This is a genomic window from Streptomyces sp. NPDC058662, from assembly GCF_042716255.1.
Taxonomy (GTDB): domain Bacteria; phylum Actinomycetota; class Actinomycetes; order Streptomycetales; family Streptomycetaceae; genus Streptomyces.
In genome coordinates, this window is sequence record NZ_JBHXRU010000083.1 from 1 (window position 1) to 20,924 (window position 20,924).

19 protein-coding genes and 1 riboswitch are annotated in these 20,924 nt (G+C 71.9%); of the genes, 4 read left to right on the forward strand and 15 right to left on the reverse strand.

All coding sequences use genetic code 11. The features are described from left to right. Positions 1–17 precede the first annotated feature (17 nt). Together ACFWUQ_RS24260 and ACFWUQ_RS24265 are read right to left on the reverse strand one after the other, a co-directional pair. Positions 18–467 carry an SRPBCC family protein gene (locus ACFWUQ_RS24260; protein ID WP_384541636.1) on the reverse strand — a complete coding sequence of 150 codons (450 nt, stop codon included), beginning with the start codon at positions 465–467 and terminating at the stop codon, positions 18–20. 126 nt (positions 468–593) lie between these two features. Then, entirely contained in the window at positions 594–1,412 is an 819-nt protein-coding gene (locus ACFWUQ_RS24265) for a metallophosphoesterase (RefSeq protein WP_384541639.1), read from the reverse strand. A gap of 253 nt (positions 1,413–1,665) precedes the next feature. On the opposite strand from ACFWUQ_RS24265, the gene ACFWUQ_RS24270 reads away from it, so the two are divergent. Further along, positions 1,666–3,462 (forward strand): AMP-dependent synthetase/ligase, encoded by a 1,797-nt coding sequence (locus ACFWUQ_RS24270; protein WP_384541642.1) that lies wholly within the window; start codon positions 1,666–1,668, stop codon positions 3,460–3,462. Positions 3,463–3,778: 316 nt separating this feature from the next. On the opposite strand, the gene ACFWUQ_RS24275 is transcribed toward ACFWUQ_RS24270, so the two are convergent. The 6 genes from ACFWUQ_RS24275 to ACFWUQ_RS24300 form a co-directional block, all read right to left on the reverse strand. Then, the gene (locus ACFWUQ_RS24275; protein ID WP_384541645.1) at positions 3,779–4,921 is read right to left on the reverse strand and encodes a glycosyltransferase family 4 protein; all 1,143 of its coding nucleotides are present in this window, start codon (positions 4,919–4,921) and stop codon (positions 3,779–3,781) included. A gap of 68 nt (positions 4,922–4,989) precedes the next feature. Next, positions 4,990–6,126: a hypothetical protein gene (locus tag ACFWUQ_RS24280; RefSeq protein WP_384541648.1), complete on the reverse strand. Its 1,137-nt coding sequence runs from the start codon at positions 6,124–6,126 to the stop codon at positions 4,990–4,992. Positions 6,127–6,192: 66 nt separating this feature from the next. Then, positions 6,193–7,257: an NlpC/P60 family protein gene (locus ACFWUQ_RS24285; RefSeq protein ID WP_384541652.1), complete on the reverse strand. Its 1,065-nt coding sequence runs from the start codon at positions 7,255–7,257 to the stop codon at positions 6,193–6,195. A 252-nt stretch (positions 7,258–7,509) separates the two neighbouring features. After that, the gene (locus ACFWUQ_RS24290; RefSeq protein WP_384541700.1) at positions 7,510–8,535 is read right to left on the reverse strand and encodes an NlpC/P60 family protein; all 1,026 of its coding nucleotides are present in this window, start codon (positions 8,533–8,535) and stop codon (positions 7,510–7,512) included. Between the two features lie 253 nt (positions 8,536–8,788). After that, complete coding sequence (locus tag ACFWUQ_RS24295) at positions 8,789–10,153, reverse strand: NYN domain-containing protein (RefSeq protein ID WP_384541703.1); 1,365 nt, start codon at positions 10,151–10,153, stop codon at positions 8,789–8,791. 40 nt (positions 10,154–10,193) lie between these two features. Beyond that, positions 10,194–10,433 carry a hypothetical protein gene (locus ACFWUQ_RS24300; protein WP_008738811.1) on the reverse strand — a complete coding sequence of 80 codons (240 nt, stop codon included), beginning with the start codon at positions 10,431–10,433 and terminating at the stop codon, positions 10,194–10,196. 123 nt (positions 10,434–10,556) lie between these two features. Here ACFWUQ_RS24300 and ACFWUQ_RS24305 point away from each other — a divergent pair, with 123 nt between their 5' ends. Beyond that, positions 10,557–11,291, forward strand: a complete 735-nt coding sequence (locus ACFWUQ_RS24305; protein WP_384541655.1) for a rhomboid family intramembrane serine protease — start codon at positions 10,557–10,559, stop codon at positions 11,289–11,291. Next, positions 11,288–11,569: an Lrp/AsnC ligand binding domain-containing protein gene (locus ACFWUQ_RS24310; RefSeq protein ID WP_267798581.1), complete on the forward strand. Its 282-nt coding sequence runs from the start codon at positions 11,288–11,290 to the stop codon at positions 11,567–11,569. Before ACFWUQ_RS24305 ends, ACFWUQ_RS24310 begins: the two co-directional genes overlap by 4 nt. Positions 11,570–11,614: 45 nt before the next feature. On the opposite strand, the gene ACFWUQ_RS24315 is transcribed toward ACFWUQ_RS24310, so the two are convergent. From ACFWUQ_RS24315 to ACFWUQ_RS24340, 6 genes are all read right to left on the reverse strand, one after another. Beyond that, on the reverse strand, positions 11,615–13,015 hold the full coding sequence (locus ACFWUQ_RS24315; protein WP_384541658.1) for an aminotransferase class V-fold PLP-dependent enzyme: 1,401 nt from the start codon (positions 13,013–13,015) through the stop codon (positions 11,615–11,617). A 219-nt stretch (positions 13,016–13,234) separates the two neighbouring features. After that, positions 13,235–13,351: riboswitch (SAM riboswitch) on the reverse strand. An 89-nt stretch (positions 13,352–13,440) separates the two neighbouring features. Further along, on the reverse strand, positions 13,441–14,505 hold the full coding sequence (gene trpD, locus ACFWUQ_RS24320) for an anthranilate phosphoribosyltransferase (RefSeq protein WP_384541661.1): 1,065 nt from the start codon (positions 14,503–14,505) through the stop codon (positions 13,441–13,443). Positions 14,506–14,676: 171 nt separating this feature from the next. Beyond that, entirely contained in the window at positions 14,677–16,332 is a 1,656-nt protein-coding gene (locus tag ACFWUQ_RS24325; RefSeq protein ID WP_384541664.1) for a cytochrome bc complex cytochrome b subunit, read from the reverse strand. Next, positions 16,329–17,387 (reverse strand): Rieske 2Fe-2S domain-containing protein, encoded by a 1,059-nt coding sequence (locus tag ACFWUQ_RS24330; protein WP_384541667.1) that lies wholly within the window; start codon positions 17,385–17,387, stop codon positions 16,329–16,331. The genes ACFWUQ_RS24325 and ACFWUQ_RS24330 overlap by 4 nt, the downstream gene beginning before the upstream one ends. Continuing rightward, complete coding sequence (locus tag ACFWUQ_RS24335; protein ID WP_384541670.1) at positions 17,384–18,193, reverse strand: c-type cytochrome; 810 nt, start codon at positions 18,191–18,193, stop codon at positions 17,384–17,386. The genes ACFWUQ_RS24330 and ACFWUQ_RS24335 overlap by 4 nt, the downstream gene beginning before the upstream one ends. A 76-nt stretch (positions 18,194–18,269) precedes the next feature. Further along, on the reverse strand, positions 18,270–18,890 hold the full coding sequence (locus tag ACFWUQ_RS24340; RefSeq protein ID WP_384541673.1) for a heme-copper oxidase subunit III: 621 nt from the start codon (positions 18,888–18,890) through the stop codon (positions 18,270–18,272). A 199-nt stretch (positions 18,891–19,089) separates the two neighbouring features. Between ACFWUQ_RS24340 and ACFWUQ_RS24345 the strand changes: the two genes are divergently transcribed. Beyond that, positions 19,090–19,494 (forward strand): hypothetical protein, encoded by a 405-nt coding sequence (locus tag ACFWUQ_RS24345; protein ID WP_384541676.1) that lies wholly within the window; start codon positions 19,090–19,092, stop codon positions 19,492–19,494. Positions 19,495–19,578: 84 nt separating this feature from the next. Here ACFWUQ_RS24345 and ACFWUQ_RS24350 read toward each other — a convergent pair whose 3' ends face one another. Then, entirely contained in the window at positions 19,579–20,823 is a 1,245-nt protein-coding gene (locus tag ACFWUQ_RS24350; RefSeq protein WP_384541679.1) for an Ig-like domain-containing protein, read from the reverse strand. Positions 20,824–20,924 lie beyond the last annotated feature (101 nt).

Here is a 20,924-nt window from a genome sequence, read left to right on the forward strand (position 1 = left end):
GGACCGTACGCACGCGGTCAGCCCCGCTGGACGGACTCGACGCGCTTCTTCAGTCCGGCGAGGGCCCGGTCGATGATGACCTTCTCCGCCTTGCGCTTGATCATGCCGAGCATGGGGATCTTGACGTCCACGGTCAGCTGGTAGGTGACCTCGGTGCGCGTGCCGCCGTCCACGGGGGCCAGTCGGTAGGAGCCGTCCAGCTGGCGCAGCATCTGCGACTTGTCCAGGGTCCAGCTGACCTCGTCCGCGCCCTTCCAGGTGTAGGCGAGGGTGTGGTCGTCCCTGATGGCGCCGGCGTCGAGCAGCAGGCGCACCTTCTCCGCGCGGCCGTCGGCGGCGGTGGACAGCACCTCGGCCTCCTTCACCTCGCCGGTCCACTCGGGGTAGCGGGCGAAGTCGGCGATCACGGCCATCACGGCGGCCGGCGCGGCCTCGATCGTGATGCTTGAGCTGGTGTGTTCCGCCATCGCGGTCGCTCCTCCGGGGAGTGTTCGAGGAAGTGTGCGGCCTGGGGCCGCCGCGTGAAGGCTACCGCGCGTGCGGACGCGGCCACTCCAGAGGCTCCCGCCGCCCGTCGGTGGGTGGCGGGACGCTCACCACTCCAGCGCCCACGGCCGGCCCGTGGCGGCGAAGTGGCCGACGTTCACGCACTCCGTGCCGCCGATCCGCATCCGCCGCGCCAGCGGCTGGTGCACGTGCCCGAAGAGGGCGTACCGGGGCCGGGTGCGGCGGATCGCGGCCAGCAGGGCCTCGCTGCCCCGTTCGAACCGGCGCGCGACCGTGTCGTAGCAGAGCTCCGGGACCTCCGGCGGGATGTGCGAGCAGAGCACGTCGACCTCGCCGAGTGCCTCCACCTTCGCCGCGTACTCCTCGGCGTCCACCTCGTACGGGGTCCGCATCGGCGAGGGCAGCCCGCCGCCCACGAATCCGAAGACCCGGCCGCCGATCTCCACCCGCTCCCCGTCGAGGACGGTGAGCCCGGGACGGTCGGCGTACTCCGGCCACAGACGCGGGATGTCGACATTGCCGTACGTGGCGTACGTGGGCGCGGGGAAGGCGGCGAACATCTGCGCGTACTGCCGCCGGACGGCGTCCTCGATCAGGCGTTCCCGGTCGAGGCCCGCCCAGAGGTCGCGGCCGAGGGCGCGGGCCTCGTCGAAGCGGCGCGCGGTGCGCAGCGCGACGATCCGGTCGGCGTTCTCCACGCCGAAGAGGTCGGGGAAGATCCCCCGCGAGTGGTCGGCGTAGTCGAGGAAGAGCACCAGGTCGCCGAGGCAGATCAGCGCGTCGGCGCCGTCCCCCGCCCGCGCGAGTGCCTCCGTGTTGCCGTGCACGTCGCTCACCACGTGCACCCGTGTGCGGCTCGTTCCGCTCGTCCCGCCGAAACGCCCGCCCCGCCCGCTGCCACCCATGGGCCCACCCTAGGGGTGCCCGGGGGCTGCCGACAGAGGGGTCGGCGGAGGTGGCCGGACCTGCGGTTACTTCCGAGTCGCCGAGGGGGTCGACTAGGGTCGGCACGGTATGGCCTGCCTGGCCGATGTATCGCGATGTACAGAATGTGACGCACGGAACATCTGGCCGGTTCCCTCTATCGGGAACCCACTACCGGTGGGTAACGTCCGGTCGGTCCACACGGTGGCGATGGCGCCCAGAGGAGCAGCAGTCTTGCGCGAGTTCAGCCTTCCGGCCCTGTACGAGGTCCCGTCGGACGGGAACCTCACGGATCTCATCCGCCGCAACGCCGCTCAGCATCCCGATACGGCCGTCATGAGCCGCAAGGTCGACGGACGCTGGCAGGACGTGACCGCGACCGAGTTCCTCGCCGAGGTCCGGGCCGCGGCCAAGGGCCTCGTCGCGTCCGGCGTCCGCCCCGGCGACCGGGTCGCCCTGATCTCCCGCACCCGCTACGAGTGGGTGCTCTTCGACTTCGCGATCTGGAGCGCGGGCGGCGTGACCGTCCCCGTGTACGAGACCAGCTCCCCCGAGCAGATCCAGTGGATCCTCGGCGACTCCGGCGCCGTCGCCGCGATCGTCGAGAGCCCGGCGCACGGCACCGCCGTGGCCGCGCTGCGCGACCGGCTGCCGGAGCTGCGCGAGGTCTGGGAGATCGAGCGGGACGCGCTGGAGACGCTCAGGGCCGCCGGCGCCGCGATCACCGACGCCGAGGTCGACGAGCGCAGCGCGCTGGCCAACGCCGACGACCCGGCCACGATCGTCTACACCTCGGGCACCACCGGCCGCCCCAAGGGCTGCGTGCTGACCCACCGCAACTTCTTCGCCGAGTGCGGCAACGTGGTGGAGCGCCTGCGCCCGCTGTTCCGCACCGGCGAGTGCTCCGTACTGCTCTTCCTCCCCGCCGCCCACGTCTTCGGGCGCCTGGTGGAGGTGGCGGCGGTGCTGGCGCCGATCCGGCTGGGCTGCGTACCGGACATCAAGAACCTCACCGACGAGCTGCAGTCCTTCCGCCCGACGCTGATCCTCGGCGTTCCGCGGGTCTTCGAGAAGGTCTACAACTCGGCGCGCGCCAAGGCGCAGGCCGACGGCAAGGGCAAGATCTTCGACGCGGCGGCCGAGACCGCCATCGCGTACAGCCGGGCGCTGGACACCGGGCGCGGTCCGTCCTTCGGGCTCAAGCTCAAGCACAAGCTCTTCACGAAGCTGGTCTACAGCAAGCTGCACGCCGTCCTCGGCGGCCGCGGCGAGTACGCGATCTCCGGCGGCGCGCCGCTGGGCGAGCGGCTCGGGCACTTCTTCCGCGGCATCGGCTTCACGGTGCTGGAGGGCTACGGCCTGACGGAGTCGTGCGCGGCCACGGCCTTCAACCCGTGGGACAAGCAGAAGATCGGTACGGTCGGCCAGCCGCTCCCGGGCTCCGTGGTGCGCATCGCCGACGACGGCGAGGTGATGCTGCACGGCGAGCAGGTCTTCGCCGGCTACTGGCAGAACGAGACGGCGACCGCCGAGGCGCTGACCGACGGCTGGTTCCACACCGGTGACGTCGGCACGCTCGACGAGGACGGGTTCCTCGCGATCACCGGGCGCAAGAAGGAGCTCATCGTCACGGCCGGCGGCAAGAACGTCGCCCCCGCGGTGATCGAGGACCGCATCCGGGCGCACGCGCTGGTCGCCGAGTGCATGGTCGTCGGCGACGCACGGCCCTTCGTGGCCGCTCTCGTCACCATCGACGAGGAGTTCCTCGGCCGGTGGGCCGCGGAGAACGGCAAGCCGGCCGGCGTGACGGCGGCCGAGCTGCGCGAGGACGCGGACCTGCTCGCCGCCGTCCAGAAGGCCGTGGACGACGGCAACGCGGCGGTCTCCAAGGCGGAGTCGGTGCGCAAGTTCCGCATTCTCCCCTCCCAGTTCACGGAGGAGTCGGGCCACATCACGCCGTCGCTGAAGCTCAAGCGCAACGTGGTGGCGAAGGACTTCGCGGACGAGATCGAGGCCCTGTACCGCGGCTGAGCCGGCCGGCTCCGAGGCGGACGCGGGCGGCGTGCCTACGGGCGGCCCGCGCCGCGGTCGGGGAGCGTCCCGCTCTCGCGGCGCGGAGCGGGATCTCGGTGCTGCCCGGGCTCCCGGCTCCCGGGCGCCCCGGCTCCCGCCCCCCCCGGCTCCCAAGAACAGCTGCCGGCAGCCCGGTTCCCGGTGTCGGTGGCCTGCCCGGCGAGGTCGCCGGTGCGCGGCGAGGACGTATCCGGCAGCCGGTCCTGCCGCACGCCGATCCCCGCCGCAGATCCCCGCCGCACGGTCTCGCCGGCCCGGCACGGCGGCGGCGCCGTCAGAGCAGCGCGCGCAGCCGGTCCGCCAGGAGGTCCCAGCGCCACTTCTCCTCGACCCAGGCACGGCCGCGCTCGCCCATCCGGACGCGCAGCGCGGGGTCCAGCAGCAGGGCCGTGACGCGCTCGGCCGCGTCCTCGGCGGACCCGCCCCGGACCACCCAGCCCGTCTCGCCGTCCAGGACCGCGTCCGGCGCCCCGCCGGAGTCGCCGGCGACCACCGGCAGGCCCGTCGCCGAGGCCTCCAGGTAGACGATGCCGAGCCCCTCGACGTCCAGCCCGCCCCGCCGGGTCCGGCACGGCATCGCGAAGACGTCGCCCGCCCCGTAGTGGGCGGGGAGTTCGGCCCACGGGACCGAGCCGGTGAAGACCACGGAGTCCGCGACCCCGGTGGAGGCGGCCAGCGCACGCAGGTCCGCCTCGTACGGGCCGCCCCCGACGATCAGCAGGACCGCGTCCGGCACCACCGCCAGAATCCGCGGCATGGCCTCGATCAGGGTGTCCTGGCCCTTGCGCGGCACCAGGCGGGACACGCAGACGACGACCGGCCGGTCGGTCAGACCGAGCCGGGCCCGGACCTCCGCCCCGCCCGAGCCTGGGTGGAAGGTCTTCTCGTCCACGCCCGGCGGGAGGTGGACCATCCGCGCCGCCGCCCGGTCCGTGACCGCCGAGGCGATCCGCGAGCGGGTGTACTCCCCCAGGTAGGTCAGGGTGTCCGTGCCCTCGCCGATCCGCCGCAGCAGCTGCCGTGCGGCCGGCAGCTGGGCCCAGCCCGCCTCGTGCCCGTGCGTGGTCGCGACCAGTCGTCGCGCGCCCGCCCGCCGCAGCGCCGGACCCATCAGGCCGAGCGGGGCCGCCGCCCCGAACCACACCGACTCGCAGCCGTGTTCGCGCAGCAGGCCCACCGCCCGGCGCGTCACGCGCGGGGTGGGCAGCAGCATCGTCGACCGGTCGCGGACGACCTGGAAGGGCTGCTCGGCGTCGAAGGCGGCGGTGGCCTCGCGGCCCTCCGCCCCGTGCTTCCACGTGGAGGCGTAGACGACGATCCGGTCGGGATCCAGCCGTAGCGCCATGTTGTGCAGGAAGGCCTGGATGCCGCCCGGTCGCGGCGGGAAGTCGTTGGTCACGATCAGCGTCTTGTGCATCGCCTGCCGACAGTACCGGACGACCCGCGCCTCCATGTCGGTCGCGTCGCCCCCCGCGCGGCCCGGCCTCAGCGCGCCCCGACCGGCCGCCCGCCCAGCTCCGCGTGCAACTCCTGCCGCCAGGCCCGCGTCAGCTCCGCCTCGTCCACCCCGAGCGCGTCCGACAGCGCCGCCGGCCACGCCTGGCGGCCCGCCCGCCCGTACAGGTCGACCAGCGCCTCCTCCCCCCACCGCCGCGCGATCAACCGGCAGGCCAGCCACGCCCCCTCGTACGCCCGGGCCATCGGCTCGGAGTCGCCGCCGAAGTCGAAGGCCTCGGCCCGGGGCAGCTCACCGGGCACCTCGCCCCGGCGCACGGCCCGGGCCAGCGCGGGCGCCGCCTGCTCCGCCGTGGTGGGGGTGCCCCGGTACGCCGCCCAGTCCGCGAAGCCCTCGGAGAGCCACAGCGGGGTGGTGGCGGAGGTCGCCGCGCGGGTGGCCACATGCGTGACCTCGTGGGTCAGGACCACGCGCCGGCCCGCCTCGCTCAGCTCCGCGTACCCCTCGGGGTTGATCACGACCCGGTCGGCGGGGGACGGGCCCGTGCCCGCCCGGCCGGTGGTGACGGCCCCCAGCCCCCGGTACGCGTCGGCGGGCCGCCCCAGCAGTTCGGCCATCCGCTCCAGGGAGCCCGGTACGAGCACCACCACCCGGCCCGCCCACGGACCCGGCCAGGCCGCGCCCGCCGCGGGCACCGCCCGGTCGGCCTCGGCGGCGATCCCGGACAGCGTCCCGGCGCTCTGCCCGGCGCCGCCCAGCACCAGCGCCCGCGCGCCGCGGACCGCGGTCACCGGGCCCTGGTCCCACAGCTGCGGCGGCGCCCCGGGGGCCGGCCGGTCGGCCCGGACCCGCCAGGCCCCGGCGTCCCGGGCCAGTTCGAGCTCGCGCGCCGATCCGTCCGGGGCCGCGTCGTACCCGGCCAGCCGGTAGCGCAGCTCCGCCCGTACGAGGGCCCGGTCGCCGCCGTCCCGCCGGACCGAGGAGACCCGGTAGGACCAGTCCTCGACCGGCACCCCGGCCAGCCCGTCGGGCGGCACCCTCGACCAGTCGGCCACGGCACGGCGCACCTCCCGCTCGGCGGCGCCGTCCGGCGGCGCCCCGCACCCGGCCAGCAGGACGCACAGCAGGAGCGGCAGGACGCGCGGGGGAAGACGGACCGGGGACATCCGCCGATCGTACGCAGCCCGGTCGGGCCGGCGGCGGGACGGGAAGGCCTCAGGGACGGGAAGGCCTCAGGGACGGGTCACCGACGCCACCGGCATCATGCCGACGGGGTCGTAGCGGACCCGGGCGCCCGGGTACGGGGCGTGGACCACCTGCCCGTTGCCCACGTACATGCCGACGTGGCTGGCGTCCGACCGGTACGTCACCAGGTCGCCCGGCCGCGCCTGCGACAGCGGGACCTGGCGGCCCGCGTACCGCTGGGCCTGGGAGGTGCGCGGCAGGGAGACGCCGGCCTGCCGGTACGACCAGACCATCAGGCCCGAGCAGTCGAAGCCGGACGGGCCGGTGGAGCCCCATACGTACGGCCGGCCGACGGCCGCGCGGGCCGCCGTCACGGCGGTCGCCGCCCGCCCGGACGACGGCCCGGCCGACCCCTCGGCGGGCGGCTCGGGCAGGCCGTCGGCGCGGCCGCCGGAGCGCGAGGCACGCTCGAACTCGGCCCGCTCCTGCGACGGCATGGCGTTCAGCAGCCGCCGGGCCGCCGCCAGCTTCGCCGTGACGGCCCGCTTGTGGCGGGCCACGTCGGCGCGCAGGTCCTCCAGCTCGGCGAGCTTGCGCGAGGCCTCCCGGCGCTCCTGGCCGAGCCGGCGCTGCTCCTCGCGCAGGGCGTCCAGCCGGTCCGCCTGACGGCCGGTCAACCGGTCCAGGACGGCTGCCCGGTCGAGGTAGTCGTCGGGGTTGTCGGAGAGCACCAGGGCGACGGCGGGGTCGATGCCCCCGCTGCGGTACTGGGCGCCGGCGAAGGTGCCGAGGATGCCGCGCATCGTGTTGATGCGCTCCTGGCCGCGTGCCACCACGTCCTGGGCCCGGCTGATCTCGGCGCGCAGCCGGTCGGCCTTCTCGCCCGCCTCGTTGAAGCGCTCGGTGGCCTGCTCGGCCTCCTCGAAGAGCCGGTCGACCTGGGCCCGGGCCCCGGACGCGGCCCCCGCGCCGGGCTCGTACGGCAGTCCGGGAGCCGCGCTCGCGGGCGCTCCCGCCATGGCGACCGCGGCCGTGGCCACGGCGGCGGTGAGGACGGTGACCTTCGTGTTCCGGTCGGGGCCGCTGAGCCCGGACCGGCGATGGGACGCCACGTGAAACCGCTCCCTTCCGCTGGGCGGGGCCCGGGTCCGCCCCCCGTGGACGGCCGTGTGCCGGGTTCCGCGCTGGCAGACAGTAGCGGCGCCGCCGGGCACCGACCAACGACCGTCGGCGGGCACGCACGGCGACGCCCCGCAGGAGACGCAGGTCACCGGCGGGGCGTGCGGTCGCGGGGCGGCCGTGGAATTCGCCCGGATGGGCGGTGCGCGGCGCGTCCCTACCCGGAGACGGGCTCGGAGGCGGACCTAGATGCGGACGCCGAACTGGAACGGCATGTTGTCCATCGACTCGTACTTGACGCCACCGCGCGGATTGGCGGCGTGCAGCGTCATGTTGTTGCCCGCGTACAGGCCCACGTGGTGCAGGTCGCCGTAGAAGAACACGAGGTCACCGGGCTGGAGCTGGCTCCGGCTGATGCGGGTGCCCTCCTTGGCCTGGGTCCACGTGGTCCGGGTGATGCCGATGCCGGCCTGCTTGTAGGCCCACTGGGTCAGCCCGGAGCAGTCGAAGGAGGTGGGGCCCTCGTTGCCGGATATGTACGGGCTGCCGACCTTGGTCTTGGCGGCCGCGAGAGCGGCGCCGGCGCGGCCGGAGGGCTTCTCGTTGCCGAGGTCGACGCGCTGGCCGTCGGCGCGGCTGGCGCGCGCCTCCTCGTCCTTGAGCTGCGCGCGCTCCTGCGCGGTCAGGGTGTTGAGCAGGGCCTGGGCCTGGGCGAGCTTCTCCTTGGAGACCTTCTTCTTCTCGCCGAGCTCCTTGCGGGTGGCGTCCAGGTCCGCGAGCTTGCCGGCCGCTTCCTGGCGCTGCTGCGCGAGGGTGCGCTGCTTGGCCTGGATCTTCTGGACCGCCTCGACCTGCTTGCCGCTCAAGTGCTCCAGCGAGGAGGCCTTTTCGAGGTAGCTGTCCGGGTCCTCGGAGAGGAAGAGCGCGAGGGACTGGTCGATGCCGCCGTTGCGGTACTGGGCGCTGGCCATCGAACCGAGCGTGCTGCGCAGCTCGTTGAGGTCGCCCTGGCCGCGCGCGACCTGGTCCTGGAGCTGCCCGATCTCCTTTTCGAGCTTCTCCTGGCGTTCCTCGGCCCCGTTGTACTTCTCGGTGGCCTGCTCCGCCTCTTCGTAGAGCGCGTCGACCTGGGCCTTGACCTCGTCCTTGCCCGGCTTGGCCGGCGCGGCACTGGCTCCGTGGGCGGAGAGGGCGACGGCCGCCGCCGCGGTGGCGGTCAGGACGGTCACACGAGCGCGGTTCGGCTGCTTGGGTCGACGGTGGGACGCCACGAAGGCGAGCTCCTTCTTCCTGTAGCCGCCGAAATAACGCACCTCGGCAGCACCTCCGCTGCCACCCCGAATGAGTGATCTACCGCACGAAGGTTTGAGCAGACCTTAGTGACCCCGCTGTGATCAGTTCAAATCCTGCCGGGCAAAAACTTCGCCCCCGACCGGCTTCTTTACCTGCGGCGCACGCTGTGTGCAGGGCACTTGACAGTGCGTTCGTCCCGAGCTCCACCAATTCCGGCATAGGGACCAGGAGTTACGAAACGCGCGAAAGCCGCTTCAGGAGCAAGGCGGACGCGACGGGGCGTGCACCGGACTTGGCCACCCCGTCGGCGACCTCCCGGTCCGTGGAGACCACGACCACCGGGCGGCCCGGCGGTTCGGCGCGCACCAGCTGGCGGATCAGCTCGTCCGCGGTCACACCGGCCTTCGAGAACAGCACGCGCACCCCGCGCGGCGGCGCGAGCAGCACCGGGGCGGCCAGTTCCGCCCCGTCGAAGACACAGGTCATCTCCGCACCCGTCTGGGCGGCCAGCATCGACAGTCCCCCCAGCAGCCGCAGCCGCTGCTTCTCCAGCGGCATCGTCGGATAGCCGGTCTTCGTCACGTTGTACCCGTCGACCACCAGGTGCGCCTGGGGCAGCGCCAGCAGCTGGTCCAGCAGGGCCGGATCGGTCTCCGACAGGGCGCGCGCCGCGATGTCCTTCGGCGTCATGCGCCCCGGCTCCACGGCCTCCACGGTGTCCGCGGGCCGGGTGGAGACCGGGGGCAGCGCCAGTTCGCGGCGCAGTCCGGCCGCCGCGTCCAGCACGGTGTCCAGCAGCAGCCTCAGCCGCATGTCCTCGATGCTGCGCCCCTCGCGGGTGGCCCGGCGCGAGGTCTCCAGCGCCGTCTCCACCTCCGCGAGCCGGGACTTGAGCCGCCGGTTCTCGCTCTCGGCGGCGGCCACGCGGGTGGCGGCCTCGCCGCGGATGCCGTCGATCTCGGCGTTCACCTTGCGCAGGGCGGCCTCGCCGCGCTTGACGTCGCTGAGGGCGCTGCGCAGCTTGCGGTGCAGCGATTCCGCTTCCTTGCGGGCCGCGTCCAGTTCGGTGCGGACCTGGTCCCCGCCGGCCCGCTGGAGGTCCCGTACGTGCGCCAGCTCCTCGCGGAGCCGGTCCAGCTCGCGCCGGGTCTCCTCACCGACCCGCTCGGCGTCGGCGCGCTGCGCCTCCTCGCCGGCGGCCGCCACCAGCTTGACCCAGCCGGCCGGGCGCAGGACGTACGCCGCGGCCGCCACGTCCAGCGGATCCGCGGCGGCGGGCGGTGCGCCGGCCTCCAGCGCCCCGGCCAGGTCCGCCTGCGCCTCGCGGAGCTTCTCGGCGACCCTGCCCCGGAACACGGAGTCGGTCTCGACCGCGGCGGCCATGGCGTTCCCGGCGAACTTGGCGCGCCGGGTCGGGGTGAACCGGGCGTACTGGCGCAGCTGCGCCGGCAGGTCCGCGACCGTCAGTCCGCCGAAGGCGTCCGAGACGAGCGCGACGACCCGGCGCCGCACGCCTTCCGGCAGCGGGCGGTCGAGCACCTCGGCGGCGTCGCCGGCCGCGTCGGCCGGCTCGGCACCGCTTGCTGGCTCCACAATCCGTCACCCCTACCGTGATCTTCCTGTGGGTACGCCTCCGTCAGGAGTCCGCGCCCGGCCTGTCCACGAGCTCGATCTGGTCCACCGCGTTGCACCACCGGCAGCGGACCGACTCGATGGTCTCATTGACCACCTCGCGCTCCTCGACCTTGGGCTCCCCGGCGAGGTCCAGGTGGACGTACTCCACGACCTTCGACGAACGGGTGACGTCGAAGCGCGTGAGGTTGCCGCACAGGGTGCAACGCCACCGGGTGGTGTCGGTCGGCAGGGGAACCGTCATCAGGCCGCTCTCTCCTTCGTAGCTCTTTCAATTAAAGCCGTCCCTGCGGCCGCCCGCGTCGCTCCGCGACCGCAGCTCGTAACCCTACGGCCTGCCACCGCCTCAGGTGGGTCCGCTTGAGTCATGCTCTGTCGCATGATCGTAAGGTGGCGGGCCGTGCGCGAGGCTGCCCGGGGGACGGTGGTCACCCACGCGCTGATCGCGGGCTGCGCCGCGGTGTTCGTCCTGGGGCCGGCCTCGGGGCTGAATCCGGGCTACGGGACGGGCGACGGGCTGCTGGCCGCCGGGACCGCGTACTTCCGGCGCTGGGGCGTGGTCCCGGAGGAGCTGTTCACGGGCGGGCCGCGGGCCTGGCTGACCCCGCTGACCGCGCTGTTCGTGCACGGCAGCTGGCTGCACCTGCTGGGGAACATGCTCTTCCTCCACGTCTTCGGCGCGATGGCCGAGGCGCGGATGGGCCGTCCGGCGTTCCTCGGCTTCTACCTCTGCGCGGGCTACGTGGCCATGACCTCGTACGCGGCGGCCAACGCCGGGTCCGCGCAGACGCTGGTCGGGGCGTCCGGGGCCATCTCGGCGGTGCTCGGCGCCTTCCTCTTCCTGCTGCCGAGCGCCAGGGTGACGAGCCTGTTCCCGTTCCTGTTCTTCTTGCCGCTGCGGTTCCCCGCCTGGATGGTGCTGCTGTTCTGGTTCGCCCTCCAGGGGGTGGCGGCGCACCGCGCGGGAAGCGGCCCGGGAGTGGCCTATCTGGCCCACCTGGTGGGCTTCTCGACGGGCTTCCTCTACGCGTGGGTGCGCTATCGCGGTACGACTAGAGTGAGGCGACCAGCGACGGCCACCGAGGGAGACAGCCAGCCGTGATCACCGCGATCGTGCTCATCAAGACCAGCGTGGACCGCATCCCCGAGATCGCCGAGTCGATCGCCGCGCTGGACAGCGTCAGCGAGGTGTACTCCGTCACCGGTACGTACGACCTGATCGCCCTGGTCCGCGTGGCCCGCCACGAGAACCTCGCGGACATCATCCCGGGCAGCATCAGCAAGATCCCGGGCGTCGAGGCGACGGACACCCACGTGGCGTTCCGCACCTACTCCCAGCACGACCTCGAAGCCGCCTTCGCGATCGGCCTGGACGCGTAGGACCTTCCCCCGCCGGGCCCGGGCTCGGGCCGGCCCCGCGCCCCGTCAGACGGCGGGGACGCAGCGGCCCTCCTCCGTGCGGTACTGCCACCGGGCGCCGTCCGTGACGAGTTCGCGCACCGCGCGCACGAAGCGCTCCACGTGCTCGTCCGGGGTGCCCGCTCCGAAGCTGACGCGGATGGCGTTCAGCGAGCGCTCGCCCGGGGCCGCCTCGGGGGCGCCGCACGCCCCCGGCTCCTGGGTCTCGCCGCCCAGCAGGGTGCGGACGAGCGGGTGGGCGCAGAACAGGCCGTCGCGGACACCGATCCCGTACTCGGCGGACAGGGCGGCCGCGAAGTGGGAGCTGTTCCAGCCGTCCACCACGAAGGAGATGACGCCCACCCGCGGGGCGTCGTCCCCGAACAGGGACAGCACCCGGACCTCGGGGACCTCCGCGAGGCCCTCGCGGACCGCGGCGATGAGGCGGCGCTCGCGGGCGACGAGCCCCTCGAAGCCGGCCTCGCTCAGGGCGCGGCAGGCGGAGGCGATCGCGTACACGCCGATGACGTTCGGGGAGCCGGCCTCGTGGCGGGCGGCGGTGGTGTGCCACTCGACGTCCACGCCGCCGTCCTCGCGCCGGGCCACCGTGCGGGAGGCGCCGCCGCCCGCGAGGTACGGCGCGGCCTCCTGGAGCCAGTCGGCGCGGCCGGCCAGGACGCCCGAGCCGAAGGGCGCGTACAGCTTGTGGCCGGAGAAGGCGACCCAGTCGACGTCCAGCTCCCGTACCGAGACGGGGTGGTGCGGGGCCAACTGGGCGGCGTCCAGCACGATCCGCGCGCCGTGGGCGTGCGCGGCGGCGGCCAGTTCGCGGACCGGCCACAGCTCGCCGGTGACGTTGGAGGCCCCGGTGACGCACACCAGCGCCGGGCCGTACGGCTCGCGGTCGGCGAGGGCCCGCTCCAGCAGGGCCACCGCCTCGGCCGGGGTGCGCGGGGCGTCGAGGTACGTGACCCGGGCGTCGGACCAGGGCAGCAGCGAGGCGTGGTGCTCGGTCTCGAAGACGAAGACCTGGCAGTCGGCGGGCAGCACGGCGGCGAGCAGGTTGAGCGAGTCGGTGGTGGAGCGCGTGAAGACCACCTGGTCGGCGGGGCGGCAGTCGAGGAACTCGGCGACCGCGGCGCGGCTCTGCTCGAAGAGGTCGGTGGAGAGCTGCGAGAGGTACCCGGCGCCGCGGTGCACGCTGCCGTAGTAGGGGGCGTACGCGGCCACGTCGTCCCAGACCCGCTGCAGGGCGGGGGCGCTGGCCGCGTAGTCCAGGGCGGCGTAGGTGACCTCGCCGCCGGTGACGAGCGGCACGGTGACGTCCCGGCCGAGGACCGCGAGCGGCTCGGCGCGGGCGGGGTCGACAGCGGTGGCGGTGGCGTCGGCGCTCGGGACGGCGGGGGCGGCGTTCAGGAATGCGGACATGGCGGAATCTCCCGGCAGGCAGGGGTGAATGGCTTCGGTGTGCCCGTACGCGGGTACGGCTCTGCGGCCGTCCGGGGTACGGGGAGTGCCCCGGAATCGGGCGGGGCGCACGGAAGCGGCGGCCCTGATCCGGGGGTGAAGAAGGGGCGGAGTCGCCCTATCGCATTCGCTTGCTCACGGAAAACGCTCCTCGACAGACCAGGACCCCTGGATTCGAGGGATCCGCGCTTGCCGTAGACCTCGCTGCCTACGGCCTGGTCATCACCCGGGGCACCCCGCCACGGAAGGAGGGTTGCCGGACAGCAAGCCGGGGCCTAAACGCTGTCACTCGTGACCTGGTCTGCATCCTGCCACAAGATCCCGCCGACGCAAGACCCCGGTCCGCATGGCGGACCGGGGTCTTGACTCGAAACCGCCGTACGGGATCAGGCGTTGCTGGCCGCCACCCACCGCTCCAGCGCGGCGCGGGCCGCGCCCGAGTCGACCGCCTCCGCCGCCCGGGTGATGCCGGCGGCGATCTGCTCCTCCAGCGCGCCCTCGCCCGGGTCCAGGGCCACGAGCGCCGCCGCCGCGTTCAGCAGTACCGCGTCGCGCACGGGGCCGGTCTCGCCGGCCAGCAGGCGGCGGGCCACGTCCGCGTTGTACGAGGCGTCCGCGCCGCGCAGCGCCGCCACGTCGACGAGGGGCACTCCCACGTCGCGGGGGTCGAAGGCCTGCTCCGCGACCCTGCCGTCGCGGACCCACCAGACGCGCGAGGTGGCGGTGGTGGTGAGTTCGTCGAGGCCGTCGTCGCCCCGGAAGACCAGCGCGGAGGAGCCGCGCTCGGCGAGCACCCCCGCCATGATGGGGGCCACCCTGGCATCGGCCACACCGGTCGCCTGGGCCCGTACCCGGGCGGGGTTGGTCAGCGGGCCCAGGAAGTTGAAGGTGGTCCGGATGCCCAGCTCCTTGCGGGCGCCGGCCACATGGCGCAGCGCCGGGTGGAACTTCACCGCGAAGCAGAAGGTGATACCGGCCTCCTCCGCGACCTCGGCGACCCGGGCCGGGGTGAGGTCGAGGTTGACGCCGAGCTTCTCCAGGACGTCCGAGGCCCCGCTCGCCGAGGACGCGGCCCGGTTGCCGTGCTTGACCACCTTGGCGCCCGTACCGGCCACCACGATCGCCGACATCGTCGAGATGTTGACGGTCTTGGCCCCGTCGCCGCCGGTGCCGACGATGTCCACCGTCCGGCCCGGTACCTCGATCAGGTTGGCGTGGTCGTACATGGTCCGGACGAGGCCGTTGATCTCCGCCACGGTCTCGCCCTTGGCGCGCAGGGCGACCGCGAACCCGGCGATCTGGGCGTCGGTGGCCTCCCCGCGCATGATCTTGTCCATGGCCCAGGCGGTGTCCTCGGCGCGCAGGTCCCGGCCGGTCAGCAGGGCGTCGAGGAGGCCCGGCCAGCCGCGGGCCGCCACGCTGTCGCCGCCTGCCGGGGTCACAACGTCCATGGTCCGCTCCTGCTGCTGGTGGGGGCTGCCCCCGTCTGCGCCGCCCACGTCGAATGGGAAGGGCTCCAGCCTATCCAGCCCCGGGGGACGGCAAAGAGCCCCGTCCAGACCCTGGACGGGGCTCTCGCCGTGGCAACACCAGGACTGACCGGAATCAGTCCCTCGAACGGATCAGTGGTGGCCGTGGCCGCTCTGGATCTCCTTGTACTCCTCCACCGTGGGCTTCGGAATCTGGCTGTCCTCGGCGTAGTAGCCCTTGCTGAGCTTCGCCCGCAGCTTCTCGGTGAGCTTCACCTTGCGCTCGACACCGTTCTCGTCGACCGTCGGGCCGATCTCGACCGGCTTGTACTGCTCGTGCTGGGTCAGCGTGTGCAGCTGGCCCTGCGGGAGCGGCTCGTGGATCTCGACGAACTCACCGTGCGGCAGGCGCTTGATGATGCCGGTCTCGCGGCCGTGCAGCACCTTGTCCCGGTCCCGGCGCTGGAGGCCGAGGCAGATCCGCTTGGTGATGACGAAGGCGATGACCGGGCCGATGAAGAAGCCGATCCGGGCGAACCAGGTGATCGAGTTGATCGACAGGTGGAAGTACTGCGCGAACATGTCGTTTCCACCGGCGATCAGCAGGATGACGTACCAGGTCAGCCAGGCCACACCGAAGGCGGTACGGGTCGGGACGTTGCGCGGGCGGTCCAGGATGTGGTGCTCGCGCTTGTCGCCGGTGACCCAGGACTCGATGAACGGGTACACCGCGATCGCGGCCAGCACCAGCGGGAAGATCACCAGCGGTACGAACACGCCCAGGACGAGCGTGTGGCCCCAGAGGTTGATCTCCCAGCCGGGCATCGCCCGGATGAGGCCCTCGGAGAAGCCCATGTACCAGTCCGGCTGCGCGCCCGTGGACACGTGGTCCGGGACGTACGGTCCGAGGGCCCAGATCGGGTTGATCGAGGCGATGCCCGCGATGGCCGCGATGATGCCGAAGACCAGGAAGAAGAAGCCGCCGGCCTTCGCCATGTACACCGGGAGCAGCGGCATGCCGACGACGTTGTTGTTCGTCTTGCCGGGACCCGGGAACTGGGTGTGCTTGTGGTAGAAGACCAGGATCAGGTGGGCCACCAGCAGGCCCATCATGATGCCGGGCAGCAGCAGGATGTGGATCGAGTAGAACCGGGCCACGAAGTCGTGGCCGGGGAACTCCCCGCCGAACAGGAACATCGACAGGTACGTGCCGACGACCGGCACGGACAGGATCGCGCCCTGCATGAAGCGGACACCGGTGCCCGAGAGCAGGTCGTCGGGCAGCGAGTAGCCGGTGAAACCGGTGAACATGCCGAGGACCAGCAGCAGGAAGCCGAAGACCCAGTTGATCTCGCGGGGCTTGCGGAACGCGCCGGTGAAGAAGACGCGCATCATGTGCACCATCATCGCCGCGACGAAGATCAGTGCCGCCCAGTGGTGGATCTGCCGGATGAGCAGGCCGCCGCGGACGTCGAAGCTGATGTTCAGTGTCGAGGCGAAGGCCTCGGACATCCGGACACCCTGCATCGGCACGTACGAGCCGTGGTACACGACCTCGTTCATGCTCGGGTGGAAGAACAGCGTCAGGTACACACCCGTGAGGATGATGATGATGAAGCTGTACAGGCAGATCTCACCCAGCATGAAGGACCAGTGGTCCGGGAAGATCTTGCGCATGTTGGACTTGGCCAGGCTGTAGATGCCCAGGCGGCCGTCCGCCCAGTCCGCTACGCGCTCGCCGGCCGGCGCCTTGCGCGCCGTGTCGCCCGGCGCGCCGGGCGCTGATGAATTGGTGGTGGCAGTGCTCATCCGCGCTCCCAGAATGCAGGACCGACGGGCTCTTCGAAGTCGCCGAGCGCTTCGAGGAAGCCTTCGTCATTCACACCGATCCGCAGCTGCGGAAGGGCGTGACCAGCCGGGCCGAAGATGACACGGGCGCCGTCGGAGAGGTCGAAGGTGGACTGGTGGCACGGGCAGAGCACGTGGTGCGTCTGCTGCTCGTACAGGCTGATCGGACAGCCGACGTGGGTGCAGATCTTGGAGTACGCCACGATGCCGTCGTGGGACCACTCCAGCTCCCGCTTGTCCTTGATGTCGTCCGGCTGGATGCGGACGATCATCAGGGCGGCCTTGGCGATCTGGGACATGTAGTCGTGCGCGTCCTCCTCCAGGCCCTCGGGCTTGGCGAAGGTCAGCGAGCCGACCACGATGTCCTCGGGACGCAGCGGCTCCATCGTGTTCTGGTTGATGAGCAGCTTGCCCTTGGCCCACAGGGTCTTGCGCAGCTTGTCCTCGGGCAGCGGGCCCAGGTCGCGCAGCAGCATGACGCCGGAGAGCGGGACCAGGGCCATCGCGCCGAGCATCGTGTTGCGGATCAGCGGCCGGCGGCCGATGCCGGACTCGTTCGCCCCGTCGGCGAAGTCCTGCATGACCCGCGCCTTGACCTCCGGCGGAGCGGCGATCGGGTGGCGCTCGTCGGCGACCTCCACGTCGGACATCAGGGTGCGGGCCCAGTGGACCGCGCCCGCGCCGATGCAGAACAGCGCGACGCCCAGGGTCATACCCAGGGAGAAGTTGAGCGCGCTCACCTTCCCGATGGGGAAGATGTAGACGATCTTGTCGACCGGGAAGATCACGTAGGACGCGATGAAGCCGATCGTGGCCAGCATCGACAGCGTGAACAGCATCGCGACGGTGCGCTCGGAGCGCTTCGCAGCACGCTCGTCGATGTCCTGGATGCGCGGCTTGTGGACCGGCAGGCCCGGGTCGGCGAACGGGGCGTCCGCGACCGCTACGCCACCGTGGTGGACGTCGCCCTGCTCGCTCGGCAGGTGCTTCTCTTCGGGAATGTCTTGGCTACTCATGACTTCTTGGCCTTAGCGGTGTGGGCCGCGACCCAGACGGCGACAGCGATCAGCGCACCCAGACCGAAGATCCAGCCGAACAGACCCTCGGAGACGGGGCCGAGGCCACCGAGCTTGAGCCCGCCGGGGTTGGTCGACTTCTCGCCGTTGACGTTCTGGAGGTACGCGATGATGTCCTTCTTTGCCTGCTCCGGCATGGTGCTGTCCGGGAAGGAAGGCATGTTCTGCGGGCCGGTGAGCATGGCCTCGTAGATGTGCTTCGGCGAGACGTCCTCAAGGTTCGGGGCGTACTTGCCGTTCGTCAGCGCGCCGCCCTCGCCGGTGAAGTTGTGGCACTGCGCGCAGTTGTTGCGGAACAGCTCACCACCCTTGGCGATGTCGGCACCCGCCGGGTCGTACTGCTTCTCGGTCGGCGTGATCGGACCGGCACCGAGGGACGCGATGTACGCGGCCAGCTGGTCGATCTGCGCCTGGGTGTAGATGTTCGGCTTCTTCGGAACCTGCGCGCCGGGCTGCTGCGCGGGCATGCGGCCCGTGCTCACCTGGAAGTCGACGGCCGCGGAGCCGACGCCGACCAGGCTCGGGCCGTCAGAGGAACCCTGACCGCCGGGCCCGTGGCAGCTTGCGCAGCCTACGGCGTAGAGCTTCTGGCCCTCCTCGATGGCGAGGGACTGGGCGGTTTCGTCGGCCTGCGCCTTGCCCGCGGGGGCGAAGGCGGCGTACAGCCCCCCAGTGGCCGCCAGCGCGAGGAGTAGAACGACGACCGCCGCCAGCGGATGGCGTCGTCGTGCGGAGAGCTTTTTCACGGATTACCCCGGTGTCAGGATCTTCTGCGTCGGTGTTTCTGGATGGAGTGCCGGGTCGGGCCCGGCGACGTGTTCGCTACTTGATCAGGTAGATCGTGGCGAAGAGGCCGATCCAGACGACATCGACGAAGTGCCAGTAGTAGGACACGACGATGGCCGACGTGGCCTGTTCGTGGGTGAACCTCTTGGCCGCGTACGTCCGGCCGAGGACCAGCAGGAAGGCGATGAGACCGCCCGTCACGTGCAGACCGTGGAAGCCGGTGGTCAGGTAGAACACCGAGCCGTACGGGCCGGACGAGAGGCTCATGCCTTCGTGCATGACCAGCTCGGTGTACTCGAACACCTGGCCGCCAATGAAGATCGCACCCATGACGAACGTGATGATGAACCACGACCGGAGCTTCTTCACGTCACCGCGCTCGGCGGCGAATACGCCGAGCTGGCAGGTGAGCGAGGAGAGCACCAGGATCGTCGTGTTCGTCGCCGAGAAGGGCAGATTCAAGGCCGAGGCCTGCTCTGTCCAGTACTCGGCGCCCATCACGGATCGCAGGGTGAAGTACATCGCGAAGAGGGCCGCGAAGAACATCAGCTCGGAACTCAACCAGATGATGGTTCCGACGCTGACGAGGTTCGGCCGGTTGACCGTCGGGTGCGCGTGCCCGGTATCTACTGTCGTTGCTGTCGCCACGACCGACATTATGTCGGTCGCTTATCCCGCCCTCACCCCGGGGGGTGCCGTTCGGAGTGTCCGGGGGGTGTGCAAGGCCCGAACGGCCCATCAGATGAGCCAATGAGCGTCTCGCGCGAGGCTGTCCGAACCGATGTTGACACCGCATCGGGAGGAGTAGCATCCCGCGCAACATCAACGTGATTCACGTGACACGTGGAGGAACGAAATGCGGGCGACTGCGCGGGTTCTGGTCTACAGCGACGACGCGGGCACCCGGGAGCAGGTGCGGCTGGCGGCCGGGCGCAGGCCGGCCGCGGACCTGCCGCCGGTGGAGTTCCTGGAGTGCGCGACCCTGCCGGCGGTCCTGTCGGCGCTGGACGCGGGCGGGATCGACGTCTGCGTGCTGGACGGCGAGGCGTCCCCGGCCGGGGGCATGGGTGTGGCCCGGCAGATCAAGGACGAGATCTTCCGGTGCCCGCCGGTACTGCTGCTGATGGGGCGCCCCCAGGACGCCTGGCTGGCCACCTGGAGCCGCGCGGACGCCGCGGTCACTCTTCCGGTGGATCCGGTGGACTTCGCGGACGCCCTGGCGCGCCTCCTGCGCTCGCGCCTGTCCTCCTCGGCCGCCTGACCCCCTCCCGGACGTCCCCGGGGCCCGTACGGCTCACCCGTCCGTGTGCGAAGCCGCCACGGGAGGGTGAGCCGGGCGCTGGGCCTAGACGCTGGGCCGGAGGCGGGCCTGGTCCATCGGGCTGCGGCCTTCCTGGGTGCCCTTGAGGAGGGCGCTGCCTTCGCGCCAGTCCTTCCAGTCCATGTTCCAGTCGCCGAAGCCGTTGCCGAAGATGTCCATGTCGTCGCCGATGCTGTTGACGACCTGGACGATGTCGCCCTCGTTGATGTTCTCGTAGAACCAGGCGGCGTTGCCCGTGCTCATGCCCGTGCAGCCGTGGCTGACGTTGGCGTAGCCGTGCGAGCCGACGGACCAGGGCGCGGCATGGACGTATTCACCGCTCCAGGTGACCCGGGTGGCCCAGTAGACGGGCAGGTTGTAGTACTCGCTGCCGCCGATGCCGACGGTGTCCCCGCGCATCTGCACGTAGTACTGCTTGCCGAGCACCACCTTGATGCCGTTGCGGGTGGAGAAGCCGGGCTTGCCGGTGGTCACCGGGATGGAATTGATCACTTCTCCGTTGCGCCGGAACGTGAGCCAGTGCGAGGAGGCGTCGGTGGTGACCTCCACCCGGTCGCCGATCTCCAGCTTCAGCGGCTTGGCCGCGGCCCCGTGGAGGTCATCGGTGATCTTGATGCCCTCCAGGTTGCTCCGTACGGAGACGGTGGAGTTGGCGGGCCAGTACTCCTTGGGCCGGTAGTGCAGCTTCTTGTCGTCCACCCAGTGCCAGGCGCCCTCGACGCCGGGCGGGGTGTCCACGATCAGGCCCCGTTCCACGACGGCGCGGGCGGCCTTGTCCTTGACGGGCTCGTTGAGCTCCGCCGTGATGGGCTGTCCGACGCCGTACTTGCCCTCCTCAGGGCCGAATTCGACCTTGAGGACCCCTTTGGACGGGGTGGTGTCGAAGGACAGCGTGCGCCGCCCCGGAGCCCCGCGCTCGTCCTCGGTGCTCACGGTCGCCGTGTAGTGGGCGCCCGCGGCCAGCGGGGCCGTGCTGTGCCAGCGGTCCCCCTTGGCGCTGAGCTCGCCCGCGAGGCGGCGGCCGTGGCCGTCCACGACGGTCACGTCCGTGATGCGGCCCTCACCGGTCTTGGCGGTGACTTCGAGGGGGCGACCGGGGTCGACGGGGCGGCCGTTGGCGCTCTGGTTGAAGGCGACCTGATCGCCCGCGTCGTACGGGCGGACGGACAGCGGATCGTCGTCGGACCCGCAGGCGGTGGCGCCGGCCCCGAGGGACGCGACCAGCAGGGAGCAGCTGAGTACCGTCCAAAGACGCGGTGAGTGCTTCATGGAACCAACGCTATGAAGATATGACAATTACGGCGCGCCGGATGACTGCAAACGAGGGGCCCGGACTCCTCCGAAGAGGTGTCCGGGCCCCAGGTGCCGCG

Bases quoted from the DNA above. Each gene is read 5' to 3' on its own strand.
- ACFWUQ_RS24305 (WP_384541655.1), top strand. From the start codon at position 10,557: ATGCTCTGTCGCATGATCGTAAGGTGGCGGGCCGTGCGCGAGGCTGCC.
- ACFWUQ_RS24325 (WP_384541664.1), bottom strand. From the start codon at position 16,332: ATGAGCACTGCCACCACCAATTCATCAGCGCCCGGCGCGCCGGGCGAC.
- ACFWUQ_RS24260 (WP_384541636.1), bottom strand. From the start codon at position 467: ATGGCGGAACACACCAGCTCAAGCATCACGATCGAGGCCGCGCCGGCC.
- ACFWUQ_RS24300 (WP_008738811.1), bottom strand. From the start codon at position 10,433: ATGACGGTTCCCCTGCCGACCGACACCACCCGGTGGCGTTGCACCCTG.
- ACFWUQ_RS24345 (WP_384541676.1), top strand. From the start codon at position 19,090: ATGCGGGCGACTGCGCGGGTTCTGGTCTACAGCGACGACGCGGGCACC.
- ACFWUQ_RS24315 (WP_384541658.1), bottom strand. From the start codon at position 13,015: ATGTCCGCATTCCTGAACGCCGCCCCCGCCGTCCCGAGCGCCGACGCC.
- ACFWUQ_RS24350 (WP_384541679.1), bottom strand. From the start codon at position 20,823: ATGAAGCACTCACCGCGTCTTTGGACGGTACTCAGCTGCTCCCTGCTG.
- trpD (WP_384541661.1), bottom strand. From the start codon at position 14,505: ATGGACGTTGTGACCCCGGCAGGCGGCGACAGCGTGGCGGCCCGCGGC.
- ACFWUQ_RS24275 (WP_384541645.1), bottom strand. From the start codon at position 4,921: ATGCACAAGACGCTGATCGTGACCAACGACTTCCCGCCGCGACCGGGC.
- ACFWUQ_RS24265 (WP_384541639.1), bottom strand. From the start codon at position 1,412: ATGGGTGGCAGCGGGCGGGGCGGGCGTTTCGGCGGGACGAGCGGAACG.
- ACFWUQ_RS24280 (WP_384541648.1), bottom strand. From the start codon at position 6,126: ATGTCCCCGGTCCGTCTTCCCCCGCGCGTCCTGCCGCTCCTGCTGTGC.
- ACFWUQ_RS24340 (WP_384541673.1), bottom strand. From the start codon at position 18,890: ATGTCGGTCGTGGCGACAGCAACGACAGTAGATACCGGGCACGCGCAC.
- ACFWUQ_RS24330 (WP_384541667.1), bottom strand. From the start codon at position 17,387: ATGAGTAGCCAAGACATTCCCGAAGAGAAGCACCTGCCGAGCGAGCAG.